This is a genomic window from Duganella levis, assembly GCF_009857605.1.
Classification (GTDB): domain Bacteria; phylum Pseudomonadota; class Gammaproteobacteria; order Burkholderiales; family Burkholderiaceae_D; genus Rugamonas; species Rugamonas levis.
In genome coordinates this window covers 26,448-43,224 of record NZ_WWCT01000021.1, presented here as the reverse complement: position 1 = coordinate 43,224, position 16,777 = coordinate 26,448, and the positions used below count along the sequence as shown (strand labels likewise).

Here is a 16,777-nt window from a genome sequence, read left to right as displayed (position 1 = left end):
ATTAGCAGTTAAATAGCGTCGAGCGAACGACGAATATCGGCCCTTAAATCCTCTAAATCTTCAATTCCCACCGACAGCCGGATCAAACCATCGCCGATGCCCAGCGCCGCCCGCTGTGCCGCCGGGATGGACGCATGCGTCATCAGCGCCGGATGTTCGATCAGGCTTTCGACGCCGCCCAGGCTCTCGGCCAGCGCAAATACTTCGCAGCTTTCCAGGAAGCGGCGTGCGCCCGGCAGGTCGGTATTCAGATCGATCGAGATGATGCCGCCGAAGCCTTGCATCTGGCGCTTGGCCAGTTCGTGCTGCGGGTGCGATTCCAGCCCCGGATAGAACACCTTGCGCACCTCCGGCTGCTGTTCCAGCCAGCGCGCCAGTTCCAGCGCGCTGGCGCAGTGGCGCTCCATGCGGATTGCCAGCGTCTTCACGCCGCGTAGCGCCAGGAAGCTGTCGAACGGGCCGGCGATGGCGCCGACGGAGTTTTGCAGGAAGGCCAACTGCTCGCGCCATTCCTTCTGACGTTCCTCGCCGCCCACCACCGCGATGCCGCCGATGATGTCGGAGTGGCCGTTCAAATACTTGGTGGCCGAGTGCACCACGATGTCGAAGCCATGTTCCAGCGGACGCTGGACGATCGGGCTAGCGAAGGTGTTATCGGCGATGGCGATGATGCCGCGCTCGCGGCAGATGTTGGCGATGGCCTGCAAATCGGCCAGCTTGAGCATCGGGTTGGTCGGCGTTTCCACCCACACCATTTTGGTCTCGGGCTTGATGGCGGCCAGCAGGTTCTCGGGATTGGTCAGGTCGACGTAGGTGAACTGGTGGCCGGCGCTGCGGCGGCGCACCCGCTCGAACAGGCGGTAGGTGCCGCCATACATATCGTCGCCGGCGATGATATGGGAGCCTGCATCGGCCAGCTCCAGCACCGTTGATATCGCCGCCAGGCCGGAGGCGAAGGCGAAACCTTGCGCGCCGCTTTCCAGGTCGGCCACGCAGCGCTCCAGCGCCCAGCGGGTGGGATTGTGCGAGCGGCCATAGTCCAGGCCTTTGTGCACGCCGGGGCTTTCCTGCACAAAGGTGGAGGTGGCGTAAATCGGCGGCATGATGGCGCCGGTCGATGGGTCGGGCGATTGGCCGGCGTGGATCACGCGGGTGGCCAGGGCGGCTTTGTGGTTGCTCGGTTTGTCGCTCAAGATAGCGTCCTTCGCAGATGGTTAAGCAGGTCGTAACGGGTAATCAGGCCGTAGAAGGTGTCGCCCTCGGCGACAACGGCGGTCAGGCCGCGATCCAGCGTGGCGCGCAGCGCCTGCATGTCGGCCGAGGGCTTGAGGATTTCCAGCCGCTTGGTCATGGTGGCGCCGACCGGATTGTTGAAGCGCTCCGGCTCCGCGCCAACCGTTAGCAGCACATCGGATTCGTCGATGATGCCGGCCAGCTGGCCGTTCTCCAGCACCGGCAGCTGCGCCACGTCGGCGGCGCGCATGCGGTTGAAGGCGATCATCAGCGTGTCTTCCGGCGTGACGCTGATGACTTCTCCGGCGTCGAAGCGGCGGCCGATCAGGTCGCGCAGGTCGTTGAAGCGCTGGCGCTCCAGCAGGCCCTGGTCGCGCATCCAGCCGTCGTTGTACACCTTGGACAGGTAGCGCGTGCCGGTATCGCAGACAAAGGTGACCACGCGCTTGGGCGTGGTCTGTTCGCGGCAGTAGCGCAGCGCGGCGGCCAGCAGCGTGCCGGTGGACGAGCCGCCCGGTATGCCTTCTTCCTTCAGCAGCGCGCGCGCGGTGGCGAAGCTTTCGACGTCGGCGATGGTGTAGGCCTTGGTCACGCCGGTCATATCGGCGATGGCGGGGATGAAGTCTTCGCCGATGCCTTCCACCGCCCACGAGCCGCTGGTTTCAGAGACGTGGCCGGTGGCGATGTATTCGGCCAGGATGGAGCCGGCCGGATCGGCCAGGATGAATTCCACCTGCGGCGCGACCTGGCGGAAGTAGCGGGTCAAGCCGGTCAGCGTACCGGACGAGCCGACGCCGACCACGATGGCGTCGATGTCGTGGCCCATCTGCTCCCAGATTTCCGGGCCGGTGGTGGTTTCGTGCGCCAGCGGATTGGCGGGATTGTTGAACTGGTCCGAGAACCAGGCGCCCGGCATTTCGGCGGCCAGCCGCGCGGCGTAGTCCTGGTAATACTCGGGATGGCCTTTGCCGACGTCGGAACGGGTGGTGCGCACGTCTGCGCCAAGCGCCTTCAGGTGCAGCACTTTTTCGGTGGACATCTTGTCGGGGACGACCAGCAGCACGCGGTAGCCTTTCAGCCGTCCGACCAGTGCCAGGCCGAGGCCGGTATTGCCGGCGGTGGCTTCGATAATCGTGCCGCCGGGCTTGAGCAGACCTTGGGCTTCGGCCGCTTCGATCATGGCCAGACCGATACGGTCCTTGATCGAACCGCCGGGGTTTTGCGATTCCAGTTTAAGGAATAACTGGCAAGGGCCGGTATCGAGGCGGGTCACCTCGGCGAGCGGCGTCTTGCCAATCAGGTTGAACAGTGCAGGTTGGCGCATGAGTTCTCCTATGGGCAGGTCGGGCAAGTATGCTCTATTTTTTATTTTCGCGGTTTATAATTCGCCTATGGCAAAACTCTATTTTCGATACTCCGCGATGAATGCGGGCAAGTCCACCGCCATGTTGCAGGTGGCGCATAACTATGAAGAGCAGGGGCAGAAAGTGCGCCTGTTCACGGCCGCCATCGATAGCCGCTATGGCGTGGGCAAGGTGACGTCGCGTCTGGGCCCCCAGCGCGATACCGAAGTCTTCGACGCTAATACCGATTTTCTTCTAACCATAGACGAAAAAATCGCATGCCTGCTGGTCGATGAGGCGCAGTTTTTGAGCAAGGAGCAGGTCAAGCAGCTGCACCAGTTGGCGCAGGTGCGCGGCATTCCCGTCATCACCTATGGCTTGCGCTCGGACTTCCGCGGCGAGCCATTCCCCGGTTCGGCCTATCTGCTGGCGCTGGCTGACGATATTGAGGAAATCAAGAATATCTGCTCGTGCGGCAAGAAGGCGACCATGAATATCCGTGTCGACGAAAACGGCAAACGCATCAAGGAAGGTGAGCAGATCAGTATTGGCGGCAACGAGAGTTATCGCCAGGCCTGCGGCCGCTGCTTCTACAGCGAAACGCATTAGGCGTGGCTGGCCTGCGCGCGGCGTCAAGGATGGCCGATAAAGCGGTTGCTTTGAGCGCTTTGGTCGCGTTTTGCGGCGTGTTGCCGGCCTCGGCTGCCGACGTGTCAGCTGTCGATCCGCTGGCGGCATGCCGCTTGCCGGAGATGCAACTGCGCAGTGATGTCGGTCTTGGCTTCCCACGCAATCCGCTGCGGCTGAAGCCGCTCGGCGAAGTGCGCTTCCGCGTGCTGTTTGTCGACTTCAGCGATGCGCCGGCCACGGTATCGCCGCAGCAGGTGCTGGACATCATTTCCCCACGCGCAGAACAGTTTTTCAGTGCGGTGTCATATGGCCGGATGAAGCTGATGTTCGACGTCAGCCCACAGTGGATACGCATGCGGCAGCCGGTGGCCGATTATCACTTCAGCCGTGGCGCGCCGTTCGAGGTGCAGCGTGCCTATATACAGGAAGCCATCAACCTTGCCGGTCCCGGCATCGACTATTCCCACAATGACGCCATCTTGGTGGTGGCCAATCCCGACGCTAAGGCTATCGACTGGGGCCCGGCATTCACCGCAGCGCCGGGCTCGGGCGTGATGGCGGGCGGACGCGAATTCCTCAACGGCGCCACCTCCGGCGCCGATCTGCCCATCCTGCGCGGCGGCTGGTTTGTGCATGAGATCGGCCATGCCTTGTCGCTGGTGGACTTGGCCGGACCGCTGCCGTCGAACCAGCTGTGGCATACCTACGTCGGCCAGTTCAGCGTGATGGGCGAGCCGGAAGGGCTGTCGCCGGGTTATCTCGGCTGGGAGCGCTGGCAACTGGGCTGGCTTGATGATCAACAGATTGCCTGCGGCGCCGGCACCGTGCGGTTGACGCCGATTGAGCGGTCGGGCAACGTCAAAATTGCTGTCATGCCGACGGGACCGCACACGGTGGTGGTGGCCGAAAGTCGCCGCGCCGAAGCCGAAGATAGCGCCATGTCACGCAGCGGCGTGTTGGTCTACACCGTCGACACCGCATTGACTTCTCATGACGGCCCCATCCGCGTGCAGCCGGTGGATGACCGGGACGAGCGCCACTGGAAGGCGCTACTGTCCGCAGGGCAGTCTGTGAGCGCCGGCGAAGTGACGGTTACCGTCAAAGCGAGCGACGGGCAGGGCGATCTGGTGGAGATCACCCGCCGGCCGCGCGCACCAGCGCCGCTTCCTACCGTGCACTAGCGTTCTTGGATTTGTTGACAAAGTTTTAGTAAAAGAAGTCTTAATTGTCGGGCCACTTCCCAAACCGCTTTCGATTGTTGTGCGCCCGTGCGGAAGATTGCCCGTCGAGCGCTTTGTAGAGGTTGTTAGCGCCGGTGACCTCGTTGTCTTCGATGACAACGTCGGGGCTATTGGCAAGCAGAATCGCTTGCTCGGCATTGAACAAACCCTCGATCGTGATTTTGTTGCCCCTGATGATGAGTCTTGGGGCATCGCGGATCCATATGGCGGCATAATCCAAATAGTAGGTACCAAATCTCGGGCGCGAATTGTCTTGGGCAACCGGTGGAGGGAGTGTACGCCTGACGATAATTTCGTTGTCGATGAGTTGATTGTTTGCGCCGAACAGCGCCACCGCTTCATGGCCTTCCACTTCAATACGACAATGACGAATGACGTTGTTGCGACCGATTAGATAGGCAGCCAACCCACCGCTTTTGATGGTGAGGTTTTCCAAGAGAATATTTGTGTCGCTGAAATCTCCAAAGTCTGGACCGTACCACTCTGTCACGGTATCTAGTAGAGCTGGATCAGGTCGATAGTTGTGTCTATATCCCACGTACTGCCATCCCGTGAAAGATACGCCTTTGCCATTCACTTCAATACTGCCGTTCGTAAACGAAAATGTATGGGGGGAGGTCTGGTGGATTTTCCCTCCAACGTAGCCCTCAATTGCGACGCCGGCACGATCTGAGCGTAGCGTGTGCCCGCGTAAATCTAATGTAATGTCACTATTTGAAAGTTGAATTAGCGGACCCGACCCACCTGGTTCGCCGAGTAGCTTGGCGATTCCCACGTTTCGGACAATATCCTGGGCCAAGCAAAAGCGACCTGGGCCGCTGAGCGACAAATTTTGTCCCCCGTGATACAGCCAAAACCCAGCGGGAGTCAAGGTAGATTGGCCCTGATATCTCACCAGGGCAAGGTTGGCTGGGACGCGGATTTCCTTGTGGCCCTCAGGCAGTCGTATTTGAAAACATTCCTGCGCTAAACTTGGTGAAGTTATCAATGCCAACATGAAAATTGCAGCGATGCGCAGCGCGGTGTAGGTATTCATATGCACGTTCATCGGTTGAGGAGATTGTCGGTCGCGATGACAGAACTCTGTTCGTCTAGGCGCTTATAGAGCGCATCGGTACCGCTGATGGTGTTGCCTTGCAAGGTGACGTTCGGTGAATTTTTCAGGACAATAGCTTGACTGCCGGAGGTATTGCCTTTGATCGTGATGCGGTTGTTTCGCACCACGCTGTTTGCTGAATCCTCGAGGTAGAGGGCGACTGGCGCTTGGTCGTTGGTCTCAGCTTGGGCTTTGGCGTGCAAGATAACTTCGTTGTCTTCAAAAATTAGATTCGGTCCAAAAATATTGACTGTGCCATTGCCGCCGCTGATTTTGCAATGCCGAATGATGTTCTTCATGCCCTGCATGACGATGGCGTGGCTATTTCCTTCCAGTGTCAGGTTCTCCAAGACAAACTCGGTAGGCCGATACCGGGATGTATTTCCGTTTGACGCGGCAATGGCGAGATGTTGACCAAACCTAGCGTCTTTCCCATCGTCGAATGCATCGACCATAAAGACAGTTGGCCCTGAGCTTGATGAGATAAAGCCATTCCGGACGGTTATTCCGTTAATCGGCGATTGTTTCAATGCAAGCACTCTTACTCCTGCACGGCTAAGTACACTGGTGATGAGACGATGTTGATTAAGATCCGCAAGAACGTGACTTCTTTGTATGACTAATAATGGCTCCTTAGATACTGCTTGATGCGGCAGTCTGTAAAAGGGGTCAGATTGACGAAGATCTTGGCCGATGCAGTAACTGCCAGAATTTGAAATCGAAATTGTCCAGTCATCTCCACTATTATCAATTGCTATTTTGCAAGTACTCACCTCGGTTGCCACGGCGAACTGCCAAGCCGAAGAGAATAGATCTATGAGAATAAAGGTGAGGTCACCATATGAAAGTTGAATTAGCGGACCCGACCCATCTGGTTCGTCGAGTAGCTTCGCTATTCCCACGTTTCGGACAATATCCTGGGCCAGGCAAAAGTGACCTAGGCCACTGAGCGACAAATTTTCTCCCTCGTGATACAGCCAAAACCCAGCGGGAGTCAAGGCAGATTGGCCCTGATATCTCACCAGGGCAAGGTTGGCTGGGACGCGGATTTCCTTGTGGCCCTCAGGCAGTCGTATTTGAAAACATTCCTGCGCTAAACTTGGTGAAGTTATCAATGCCAACATGCAAATTGCAGCAATGCGAATCGCGGTATGGGTAGCCATATGCACAGTTCATCGGTTGAGGTGATTGTCGGTAGCCATGACAGAACTATGTTCGTCGAGGAGGTTATAGAGGGAATCGGTACCGCTGATAGTATTGCCTTGCAAGGTGACGTTCGGTGAATTTTTCAGGACAATAGCTTGACTGCCGGAGGTTTTGCCTTTGATCGTAATGCGGTTGTTGCGAACGACGCTGCCGGCTGCGTCTTCGAGATACAGGGCGGCTGGCGCTTGGTCGCTTGCCTCAGCCTGGGCTTTGGCGTGCAAAATAATTTCGTTATCCTCAAAAATCAGATTGGGACCGAAAACATTGACTGTGCCGTTACCGCCAATGATCTTGCAATGCCGGATTATGTTGTTCATGCCCTGCATGATGATGACGTGATTTTCGGCCGTGAGCGTGAGGTTTTCCAGCACGAACTCGGTAGGTTTGTATTGAGTAAGATCACTGGCTGACTCCGCAATGGCAAAGCGGCCGCTGCCAAAGCGTACGTTATTGCTGTTCCAAGAATTAACCATAAATATGGTTGGCTGACTCGCGGTACGGATTGTTCCCCTTCTTATTTCAATAGTATGCCGAGGCATCCTCGACGTATCTTCCGCCACCACCCCTTGCCCAGTTGGGGTTTGTGCGGAAAGATTTCGATTCATTAAATCAACAGTAACATTACTCGAAAATATGCTGATCAACGGGTTCATTGGGACCGCTTGATGCGGCAACCTAATCAAAGGAAAAGTTTGTTTTAGAGTACTTCCTATACAAAAAATTCCTGAATTACGGATTGAAACAGACCAATTGTCCGTTGTTAGGTCCACTGCGACTTCACAGAATGAATTGTGTACTTTGGGATTTAATTGCTCTGCATTTGAAAATGAAGGAGTAAGTATTCTGTGAATTACGAAAATTTTGATAAAAATTTTAATCGTACGAAAGTTGATGCGCATTTTATGTCGCCTGATAAAAATAATTAATCAACTTGAGGATGAAGTCGTCGTCGGTTGTCTATCGACCAAGTACGCGGACACGAGGATCGATGGCAGCAGCCAAAATATGTATAGCAACTCATTTGGAATTGGGGCAATTCCGCTCACATTCAGTACTAGCGCGATAGTAAAAGTTGAAACGAAAATAGTGAAAGTGATGCATTTTTCCTGGTAAAGCCTGCGGGAAAAGCATAGAAATAGAAATAACCCAAGTATCACTATCAGAAAAGGCAGAGCTAGAACGTACAGGAGATAAAATGGCGCTATGGCCGCTAAGTCAACGTGGCTCCGTATGGGAGCATCCGGTACACCAATACTGATCGCATAGGGTAGTAACATGATGTAAGTGCTGTGCAAGAAAAACAGCGGCCAACATACCAATTGACTGACGAGTATTGCCACAAGTACGTTAAACGAGGTTAGCCTTAAAGGTGTCTTTAGGAAAATGTTCGAACTGAAGGACAGCGCTACCATAGCCAAAAGCCTAATCCCTTGAAGGAATATGCTAAGATAAATTAAAATAATCCAGAAACTAATTAAATAATATTTCGGTATAAGAAATATGTTTAAAATATATATAGAGTACAAGCCGAGCGGCGATAGAATTAACTGGAGGGTTCGACTTGTTTTAGCTTTCATGCCGCTCTCCTGCCGCAATAAGGTTAAAAAATATCCTGGTGCCACCATTGCTTCTTCTTGTGTTTCTGGACTACATTATCCTTCATGTTGGCTGTGCTCCCTTTTGTAGAAGTCACGATATCGGCAGAGCCTACAATAGTGTTGTCTGATATATGTACGCTAACGCTGGCATCGGTGAGGTAAATGTTGTGGTAAGTCTGGGATGTCCCTTTGACTTCAATCCTATTGCCGCTAATTACAGTGCCCGTCGCTCGATGCAAGACTATGGCTGCGCGTTGCTTCTTTCTGAAATCAGATAGATTGTCGAATTGAGACAATAAACCTGATGCGCCATGGGCGGGAGGCATGGGCTCAGTGAGCGTAATTATATTATTTATAATCTGTCCATTCGGGCCTGCCAACGTGATGGCGCTGTGCCCGCCGCTCTCAATTATGCAGTTGCGGATGATGTTGCCATCTCCCTCGAGTTTTATCCCTACGTTGTCTGTTTTAATCAGTAGATTTTCAAGTACGATACCTGATTTTCTAAAGCCGGAAATTTTCCTTGGCGCCTGATCATTGATATTATTCATGGGCCATTGATCCAATATATCTACGCCTGTTCCTGCTCCCCTGAGATCAAGCACGCCATTCTTGATGGTGATATTGGTTGGTATCTGTCTATCGTCTTGCTCGATTCGTTGCGCCGCAACGCCATTAGAATTTCCATCGCTGTGTAAGGTGCGATTGGACATGTCGATCGTGACATCATTCGTTGTTATCGTAATTAAGTTACTATGTGATGTCGGTCCAGTATGACCCGCAAAATCGGAAAGGCGCCGCTGCCAGAAATCAACGCTAAGGCAATGCACTCCCGGCTCTCTAATTACTGCTTCTTGATAGGAGCCGAATTTTGGCCGTACCTCGGCGCAAAACAATAACGGGTGCGGAGTCGGCACCGGTGGTTGTAAGAATGATTTCGTTTGTTCCGCCGGCCACAGCAGCCAAATGGCGCATAGTAATAAGGCCATTAGGAGCAGAGTTGACCGGCAACTAGATATATGAAGTTTCATCGTTTACTGAGGCAACGGAGCGGTTCCCCTCGGCAGAATCGTGCCAATGTAATCCGAGGGGTCAAGTCTGCTCAGGGCATCATCCCGGTTTGTCGCTGCTTCACTATTGCTGTACGCATCTTGTCCCCGTTTATAAGTAAGATCAATTCCTGAATAGCCTAAGTACTGAAGCGCCTTGTTAAGTATCGCAACCTTGTCGCTGATATTTCCCGAATCTTCATTGGCTTGAAAGGCGTTGAAAATTTTCAATGTATACGCGATCGTATTTATTGACGACTCTTGGTGATTTGCGGGATTGCTGAAAGCTTTCAGTTTACTGAACACTTCTGTTTCCATCTCTAGGGTCCTTGCTTCATTGTTGTCCCATGGCGCAATTGGAATACCTGCTATTTCTAGAGTGGGATGGTTATATGTATAGTCCGGGTCTTTGCTTCCCATTAAGTGGCCAATACCAAGTCCTCCGGTAGTCGCTGCGTACGGTTCGTTGAACCTGTCTCGATGTGCAAACGTGTCTTCAAAAGCATGAAGATATTCACCGAAGAGTTGAGCGCTTGAAAGGCAGTTGGCATTGGGGTCGGTCTTCGCGAAATTGGATGCATCCAGTAGGCGCTGAAGTTGTGGACTTGCCGGCATGACAATACGTCGATCTACATAGCTCTGCAAATCACTACCAGTCGTAATGTAGTAGAGGCTTTCAACTGCGGTTCGAGGAGGGTCGTAACCATCCTCCACGAAATGGTAGCGCACTAGCGCGGGCTGATTTATGAAAACACTATCCCAATAGTCCAGAAACCTTCCGTCCTTCATTGGCCTAGTCACCGGGTTCGTATCGATATACTCAGTCGCTAGCGCAATCTGGCGCGCGACATCTTTATCTACTCCCGCTGTGATCGCCAGAAAGAACGTCATGTAATAGTGAACGTCGATTTGATACAAACCTAGAGGATCAACGTTCGTGAGCGGATTATTTGACGCATATGTGTATGGATTAGTTCCGGCGCTGACCCCCAGCGGGTCGGGGGCCAAGTAGCGTCCCAGTAGTGGGTCATAGTCGCGCAGGTAATTGTAGTGCAGGCCGGTTTCTGCGTCATAGACTTGACCAGGGAAGCGCAAATCCATCTGGAATGGTTTTCCATTCTTTGAGACCGCCGCGTAGGTCACGCGCGCTTGGCCAAATGCGGCCGTGGCTGCTTGCCATACCGCCTGCCGTCGCTCATCTAGGACTTCCTGAGGGGTGCCCAAGTGATCTGCCACGATAGCAAAGACTTGTGGCAGGCTGCTGCGGGCCTTGCCTTCAGTGCGCATCTTGACTGCACTCCACAAGCGATGGATCAGAGAGGTGCTATCCATCATTTCAACTTTTGCCACCGGCTTGCCGTACAGGTAAACGTAGTGGGCGGTGATGTGTCCACGGCTGTCCGTCTCGGCGGCTAGACGTTCGTCGTTATACAGCGAATAGGTGGTTTCACCTCGGATCGCCACCTTGGCGAGCGAGACCGGTACAAGCTCTGATCGAAGTGAAAAAATAGTCTTCGCGATGCGCTCGCCTTGGCTGTTGTAGTGGTAACGCGCAATAAGTTGACCGTTCTCGTATACAGAGATAGGGCGTTTGTCGCGGCTATAGAAGATGTGCCTGTTAGTCGCGCCGCTGGTCTGCCATCGCAGTTGTACTATTGGTAGCCCTGTAGGATGGTAAAACCAAGCATTCTGCACATGTGGGACTGCGGTTGCATTCGCCTGTGTGGTCGAGAGCAGCCAGTTGCCCCTCGGTGCATAATTGAATCTAAATGCCGTTGGCTCCGTGGCAGGAATCTTATCTCCGAATTGGTGCGTAAACTTGACCGACTCTGCGACGCGGTTGCCGACCGGGTCGTAGCGGAAAGTTGAGTCCGCTCCGTCGCTGGAGACGATGCTGGTCAGTCTGTCCATCCTGTCATAAGCGTATTTTTCGCGCCGCGCGTTGGGCGGCTTGCCAACGTCAGGTGCGGCCATTTGGCGTTCAATCTGGACCAGTCTGTCAGCTTCGTCGTAATGGTTGATTTGTTGGTAGAGCGGCGTGTTGGCGCTATCCGGCTTGGAGGAGAACCATGCCGCGATACGGCGCCACCAGGGGCCATTTGCTGAATCCGCGACCGTGCGCAATTGCGCAATGCGGCCACGCCGGTCCAGCTGGATTTGTTGCCGCGCGCCGTTGCTCATCGTGTAGCCGGTCAGCCCGCCAGCAATGGTTTGCTCGATGTCGCTGACGACGATTTGATCATCGAACAGAATCGCGTGGAGCTGGCCGGGACGGTAACGCTGGTCCGCCCGTTGACGCGCATCGCCCGCTGCGGCAAAGCGGTAGTGCAGGCTATGCCCATCCGGCAGGACTTGATGAACCAGGCGACCAGCTTCGTCGTATTCGTACCGGGTAATGAAGAGCAATCCTTCGGAGGCGGTGCGTGCGGTCACGTCGGCCAGCCAGCGTGTCTCTTTGGTTTTCTGGCCCAACGCGTCGTATTGGTATTCCAGGCGCTCGACGGCATGTGCCGGGTTGCCATCGGTGGTGCTGACCATGCCGGCCAGCCGGCTGCCGCGATACCGGTACTGGAGCAGATTGGTGATCTTGTCCTTGCCGACTGCCAGCAGCCGGCCGGCGTGGTCGTAGCTGTAGCTGGTGGCTGTACCGGTTTCATCGATGCGAACCAGTGGCCGGCCTGCCACGTCATAGCGGAACAGGGTAACGCCCCGGTCCGGGTCCGCTTCGAATACTTTGAGGCCGAAGTCGTCGTAGCGTCGCAGCGTGTTGACGGCGTTTGGCGCGGTGACTCGGGTTGCTCGGCCGGCATTGTCATAGGCCAGAGCTAGTGAGGCCGCGTCCTTGCTGTCGGCGGCATCGGTGCGATTGGCAAGCCGGCCATCCGCATCGTAGGCGAAGGTGGAATGCGTGCCGATGGCGTTGGTGATGGCGATGACTTGTCCGATGTCGTTGTAGCGGTAGCTGTTGAGGAGGCCGAGTGAATCGGCCTGTGCCGTGAGGCGGCCAGGTTTGCCGATGTCACGGCTATAGTCGAAGCGGATCGATGCCAGCGCTTGCGCCGCTGCCGCTGTCATGTCGTTGTAGCGTGAAACGCTGCCGGCGCGGTCCTCGGTATCGTGGGTAATCGCGACGCCGCTGCCGTCCGGCAGGATGATGCGGCTGGGCCGGCCTGCCGGGTCATATTCAAAAGTACTGCGCAGGTTTCCCGGACGCGTCACGGTTTGGATACGGCCATCCGCATCGTACTCATAGCGCAGTTGTCGCTGCATGGCGCCGCCGCTCAGTTCGATATTTTCCGGCTGGCCGCGGCGATTGCTGCGAATGCTGGCCAGCCAAACCAGATCGCCGTCCGTGACGCGCAGCTGGCTGGGCCGCAATGCTTCGTCGCGCGTCAGCACCTCGGTGACCAGATTGCCGGGGGCGGTGATGCGTGTGAGCCGTCCGTTGTGTGATCCTGCGCGCTCGTCGTATTGCGCCAGTTTTCCTTGCGCGGTGGCGCCGTTGCTGTCCGCGCCGTTATCGTATTCGAACACGGTGACGTCGGAGTCAATCGGGCTGTTGGTTTTGCCATTGGGCAGCGGGCCGTCGATGTGCGTAAGCAGGCTGCGACCGTGGATGGTGGCGTAGCGATACGTGGTGGTGCGCGCAATTGGCGCTGCGGCTTGTTTACCGGCGTAGGTAGGAATCCAGCCGGTTTCGGTCACGCTCAGCGGTTGGCCGGCGGCGTTGTAGGCGATGCGCGTTTGGCGCTCCTTGCCGGGCACCACGCTGGGCCAGGCGAGCAGCGTCGGTGCGACGTCTTCGCCCTGGTACGCCAGGCGCAGTTGCGGCACGGCCGCGCCAGGTTTGCCGTGCTCGTAGCTGACTTTGCTGATGGCGACGGGACGGCCTAGGTGGTCGAGCGTGCGCCGGATTGCGCTGATCGGCTCGCCGTTTTCGCTCAGTTTGATTGCCTCGACCAGTTGGCCCAGCTTGTCATAGGTGTAGCGCACATTGGTCTCGCCGCAGGTGGAGCAACCCGCACCGCGCACTTCCAGCAGGCGGTGCTCGCCGCCGACAATGGCGTGGCGGTAGACAGTACGCTGCCCCAGGCTATTGGTCAGCACCGTCTTGCCGCCTTCCCGGGTGTCGAGCGTGACCTTGCCGACATTGCCGGCGTGGGTGCTGAGATTGGCCTGGGCGTTGTCGTCGTAGCCAAAGGTGGCAAAGCGGGTGACGACGGGTTGGCCACGCGGCCCTGGCGTTTCGATGCTGATGCCGGTCAGCAGCCAGGGAAAGCGCGGATCTTCGTGATGGTAGACGCGGCTGACGCCGGCCGCAGAACCCGCCGGCAGTCGAACACGCGCCATATTGGCTAGCAGGATGCGGGCGTCGAAGGCGGTGCTGCCCTTGGGGACAGTGCTGCCATATTCGTAGGTGAAGCGGCCGACTGGACTGACGATGCGCTGTACGCCACGGAAGCGGTCGCCGGCCTTGGCGGTCTGCCGGTCCAGGTAAGCCAGGTGCAGGCTGCGGCCTTGCGGGTCAGTGACGCTGACCAGGAGCTGGTCGGCGTCGTACTGGAGGGAGACGGCTTCGCCGCTGGGGGCGGTGATGCGATCGAGTTTTCCGCCGCTGTTGAAGTGCAGGCGGCGTCCGCTGGGCCAGGTCCAGGTGTAGTCGTTGGCGCCGTTCGGCTCCTGCCCGAGTATGATGCGGCCGTTGGCCGGCAGGACAGTGCTGCACAGGTTGGGATGTTTCGGGTCCCTGTCGAAGATCAGCCGGGAGCCATCGGCCTGGAGTATCTGGATCTTGCCGGATTTGTCGATGAGTTCCGTCTCGTAGGACAGTTTCCACTCTCGGCCCATCGGTCCGCTTGGCGTGCCCGGCTTGCTGTAGGCGCTGTTGTAGTGCCGCACGATTTCCAGCCCGAGGATGCCGGGTAGCGCCGGCATGTCGTCTTCGCGCTGGTACTTGTTGCCGGTCATGACGTTGAGCGGGTTGCCGGCGCCAGCGTCGACGCCGCCGCTGGCGCTGATGCTGGCCGGGGAACTCGGCGTGCATGCGGCCGGAGGCCCGCCCGGCACAGGGCCGCACTCCGCCATGGCAGCGCTGGATAGCAGCAGGCAACAGAACGATAGCAGCATGCCTTGATGGAATGTCTTCATTGAATTGCCTCAGTCTGGTTTGCAGCACATCACGGAACACGGCGGCCCCTCGCAATGCGTTGGGTCGATCAGCGGGTTGCATGCCGGCGGCGTCGGTGGCGTGGGCGTTGTCGGGTCGGCGCAACTGGCGTTGTTGCAGGACGGCGGCGGGTCGTGCGTGACGGGGGGATCGCCGGGATTGACTGGCGTGCCGCCGTTGCCTGGGCCGGGTGATGAAGTTGGCGCAGCGGGCTCGATAGCGTCGGATTGCATGTGCAGCGTGATATTGGTCACGACCGGAATGCGGCCGTCGGCGAGCAGCTTGGTATGGAAGGCGTCGGTATGCGGGTCCAGCCACTTCAGGTAGGTGCCGTACAGGTTTTTGACAAACGGTACCTTGGGGAGGTAGCCGTGGGTGATGCGCAGCTTGATGAGGTTGGCATCCTGGATGGTCTGGCCCGAGGTGGCGCCCACCGTCTGGTCCTTGAACGCCTGTCCGCTGTTGGGAATGACGCGGCGGCTGCCGGTGTGCAGTGCGGCCTGCCGTACCGGGTCATTCCAATCAGTAAAGCTTTCCTTGGTCGGGTTGAGCAGTTCGATGTTGACGTTGCCGGTCCCATTGGCGCCGATGTCTTCGCTTGCCTTGGTCAGCGACGTGGCCAGGTCATCCGGCGTTTGGCCGCCGCCATACAGCGGCACCAGTGCGCGCACATAGGCCGCATGGACGCTGTCGACGCTGGCATTGGCGGTGGCGCCTTCGCGCGCCGCCATGAAGCTCGCGTAGTTGATTTGCGTCCTGGCGAAAAACAGCATGCCGTATTGCAGCACCGCCAGCCCCAGCAGGGTGATGATGGGGCCGACGACGGTAAACTCAATCATCGCCGAGCCGCGCTGTGATCCATGCCGGGGCTGCTGCACCGGCGCGTGGGGCAGGTGGGGATGGACCAGGCGGTCGCCCGGTTGAATCGCCATCACCTCGACCGCGCCGGCCGCCAGCTCCAGCGTGTGGGCGGCGCGCCGGTAGCGCTGGCCGTCACCGTCCCGGCCGATACCGCTGAAGCTGACCCGCCAGGGATGCAGCGGCGTGATGCATTCGGTGACGACGCCATGCTGGTCCAGGTACACCACGTCGATGGGATAGCGCAGGAAGGCGCTGTGGACGCTGCGGCAGCGGGTGATCAGCAGCCCTTGCGCGGGTTGCAAAGGTCCGGCCAGCATCAGTCCGCGAAAGCGCGACAGGAAGCTATTTGCCAGCCGCACATCGAGCCGGTGCGCGCCGCTGGCCGTATGGATGGTGCAGGTTTGTGGGAAGGTCATGGCGGTCGTTCCTTATAGTCCCGAATGCATGAACTGAATGACGATGGGGAAGAACAGGACGATGAAGGTGCAAGGGAAGATGAAGGCTATCAGCGGAAATAGCAGCTTGACGGGCGCTTCCATCGCCAGTTTTTCGGCGCGCAGGAAGCGCTCCGAGCGCCGCTGATCGGCCTGCGCCCGCAATACCGGCCCCAGATTCATGCCCATCCGCTCGGCCTGTATCATCGCCGTGATGAAATTGGTGACGGCCGGCTCCTGCACGCGCTCGCTCATGGCGCGCAGCGCATCGGCCCGCGCCTTGCCGTTGCGGACATCGCGCAGTACCCGGTTGATTTCCTCCCGCAGCGTGCCGTTCGGCCCCTTGAGCGCGGCCTGGTTGAGCGCACCCTGAAGGTTGAGTCCGGCTTCCACGCAAAGGGTGATGAGGTCGAGATAAAACGGTAGCGTCTTGTGCAGCTCGCTTTTGCGCAGCGCAATGCGGTCGCGCAGCCAGATGCCGACATAGATCCAGCCGGCCAGCGCGGCGCTGACGCCGACTTCCCAGTAGCGCGCGGCGCCGAAGCCGCCGGACGTGCTGCCCTGGCCCAGCGAGTCCAGCACCCAACACGAGAAGCTGGCGACGGCGAGCGCGCAAAACAGGCGGGCCGCAGTGAATTGGGCGGGGCTGATGCTGTATTCCAGGCCGGCCTTGCGCAAGCGCACCGGCAGCGCGGCGGTCGGCGCGCGCGAGATGAAGGGGTGCAGGGCATGGCCGCACCAATGGATCGGCCACCAGAACAGCCGGAAGCCCAGCGGCGGCCGATCCTTGTAGCTGCGGTCCTCGGCCGGAATGGCGGCGACGGTGCGGGCAATCAGCATGGCAACCAGCGCCACCGCCAAGCCAGACAGCATGGCCAGCGTGGTGATGATCAGTTCGATGCGGGTAGCGGCCATGGCA

At 57.6% G+C, this 16,777-nt stretch carries 11 protein-coding genes; 2 read left to right on the top strand and 9 right to left on the bottom strand.

Annotated elements, in window-relative coordinates:
- Nucleotides 1-8: 8 nt before the first annotated feature.
- Nucleotides 9-1,193 carry a trans-sulfuration enzyme family protein gene (locus GTP69_RS22490; RefSeq protein ID WP_161056961.1) on the bottom strand — a complete coding sequence of 395 codons (1,185 nt, stop codon included), beginning with the start codon at nt 1,191-1,193 and terminating at the stop codon, nt 9-11.
- Nucleotides 1,190-2,557 (bottom strand): pyridoxal-phosphate dependent enzyme, encoded by a 1,368-nt coding sequence (locus tag GTP69_RS22485; RefSeq protein WP_161056960.1) that lies wholly within the window; start codon nt 2,555-2,557, stop codon nt 1,190-1,192. Before GTP69_RS22485 ends, GTP69_RS22490 begins: the two co-directional genes overlap by 4 nt.
- Before the next feature lie 67 nt (nt 2,558-2,624).
- Here GTP69_RS22485 and GTP69_RS22480 point away from each other — a divergent pair, with 67 nt between their 5' ends.
- Entirely contained in the window at nt 2,625-3,185 is a 561-nt protein-coding gene (locus tag GTP69_RS22480; protein ID WP_110848651.1) for a thymidine kinase, read from the top strand.
- A gap of 50 nt (nt 3,186-3,235) precedes the next feature.
- A complete protein-coding gene (locus GTP69_RS22475; protein WP_161056959.1) occupies nt 3,236-4,387 on the top strand; it encodes a metallopeptidase domain-containing protein in 1,152 nt (383 codons plus the stop codon).
- Between the two features lie 40 nt (nt 4,388-4,427).
- Here the strand turns inward: GTP69_RS22475 and GTP69_RS22470 are convergent, their stop codons facing one another.
- The 7 genes from GTP69_RS22470 to GTP69_RS22440 all read right to left on the bottom strand — a co-directional run bounded on the left by GTP69_RS22470 (nt 4,428) and on the right by GTP69_RS22440 (nt 16,773).
- Nucleotides 4,428-5,483 carry a right-handed parallel beta-helix repeat-containing protein gene (locus tag GTP69_RS22470; RefSeq protein WP_161056958.1) on the bottom strand — a complete coding sequence of 352 codons (1,056 nt, stop codon included), beginning with the start codon at nt 5,481-5,483 and terminating at the stop codon, nt 4,428-4,430.
- Nucleotides 5,484-5,491: 8 nt separating this feature from the next.
- Entirely contained in the window at nt 5,492-6,706 is a 1,215-nt protein-coding gene (locus tag GTP69_RS22465; RefSeq protein ID WP_161056957.1) for a right-handed parallel beta-helix repeat-containing protein, read from the bottom strand.
- A gap of 9 nt (nt 6,707-6,715) precedes the next feature.
- Nucleotides 6,716-7,648, bottom strand: coding sequence for a right-handed parallel beta-helix repeat-containing protein (locus tag GTP69_RS22460; protein WP_161056956.1), 933 nt, complete (start codon nt 7,646-7,648; stop codon nt 6,716-6,718).
- Between the two features lie 701 nt (nt 7,649-8,349).
- Nucleotides 8,350-9,060: a right-handed parallel beta-helix repeat-containing protein gene (locus tag GTP69_RS22455; RefSeq protein ID WP_161056955.1), complete on the bottom strand. Its 711-nt coding sequence runs from the start codon at nt 9,058-9,060 to the stop codon at nt 8,350-8,352.
- Between the two features lie 321 nt (nt 9,061-9,381).
- Nucleotides 9,382-14,544: a DUF6765 family protein gene (locus GTP69_RS22450; protein ID WP_161056954.1), complete on the bottom strand. Its 5,163-nt coding sequence runs from the start codon at nt 14,542-14,544 to the stop codon at nt 9,382-9,384.
- Nucleotides 14,545-14,553: 9 nt separating this feature from the next.
- Nucleotides 14,554-15,840, bottom strand: a complete 1,287-nt coding sequence (locus GTP69_RS22445) for a DUF192 domain-containing protein (protein WP_161056953.1) — start codon at nt 15,838-15,840, stop codon at nt 14,554-14,556.
- 12 nt (nt 15,841-15,852) lie between these two features.
- On the bottom strand, nt 15,853-16,773 hold the full coding sequence (locus tag GTP69_RS22440; RefSeq protein WP_161056952.1) for a type II secretion system F family protein: 921 nt from the start codon (nt 16,771-16,773) through the stop codon (nt 15,853-15,855).
- Between the last annotated feature and the right edge of the window lie 4 nt (nt 16,774-16,777).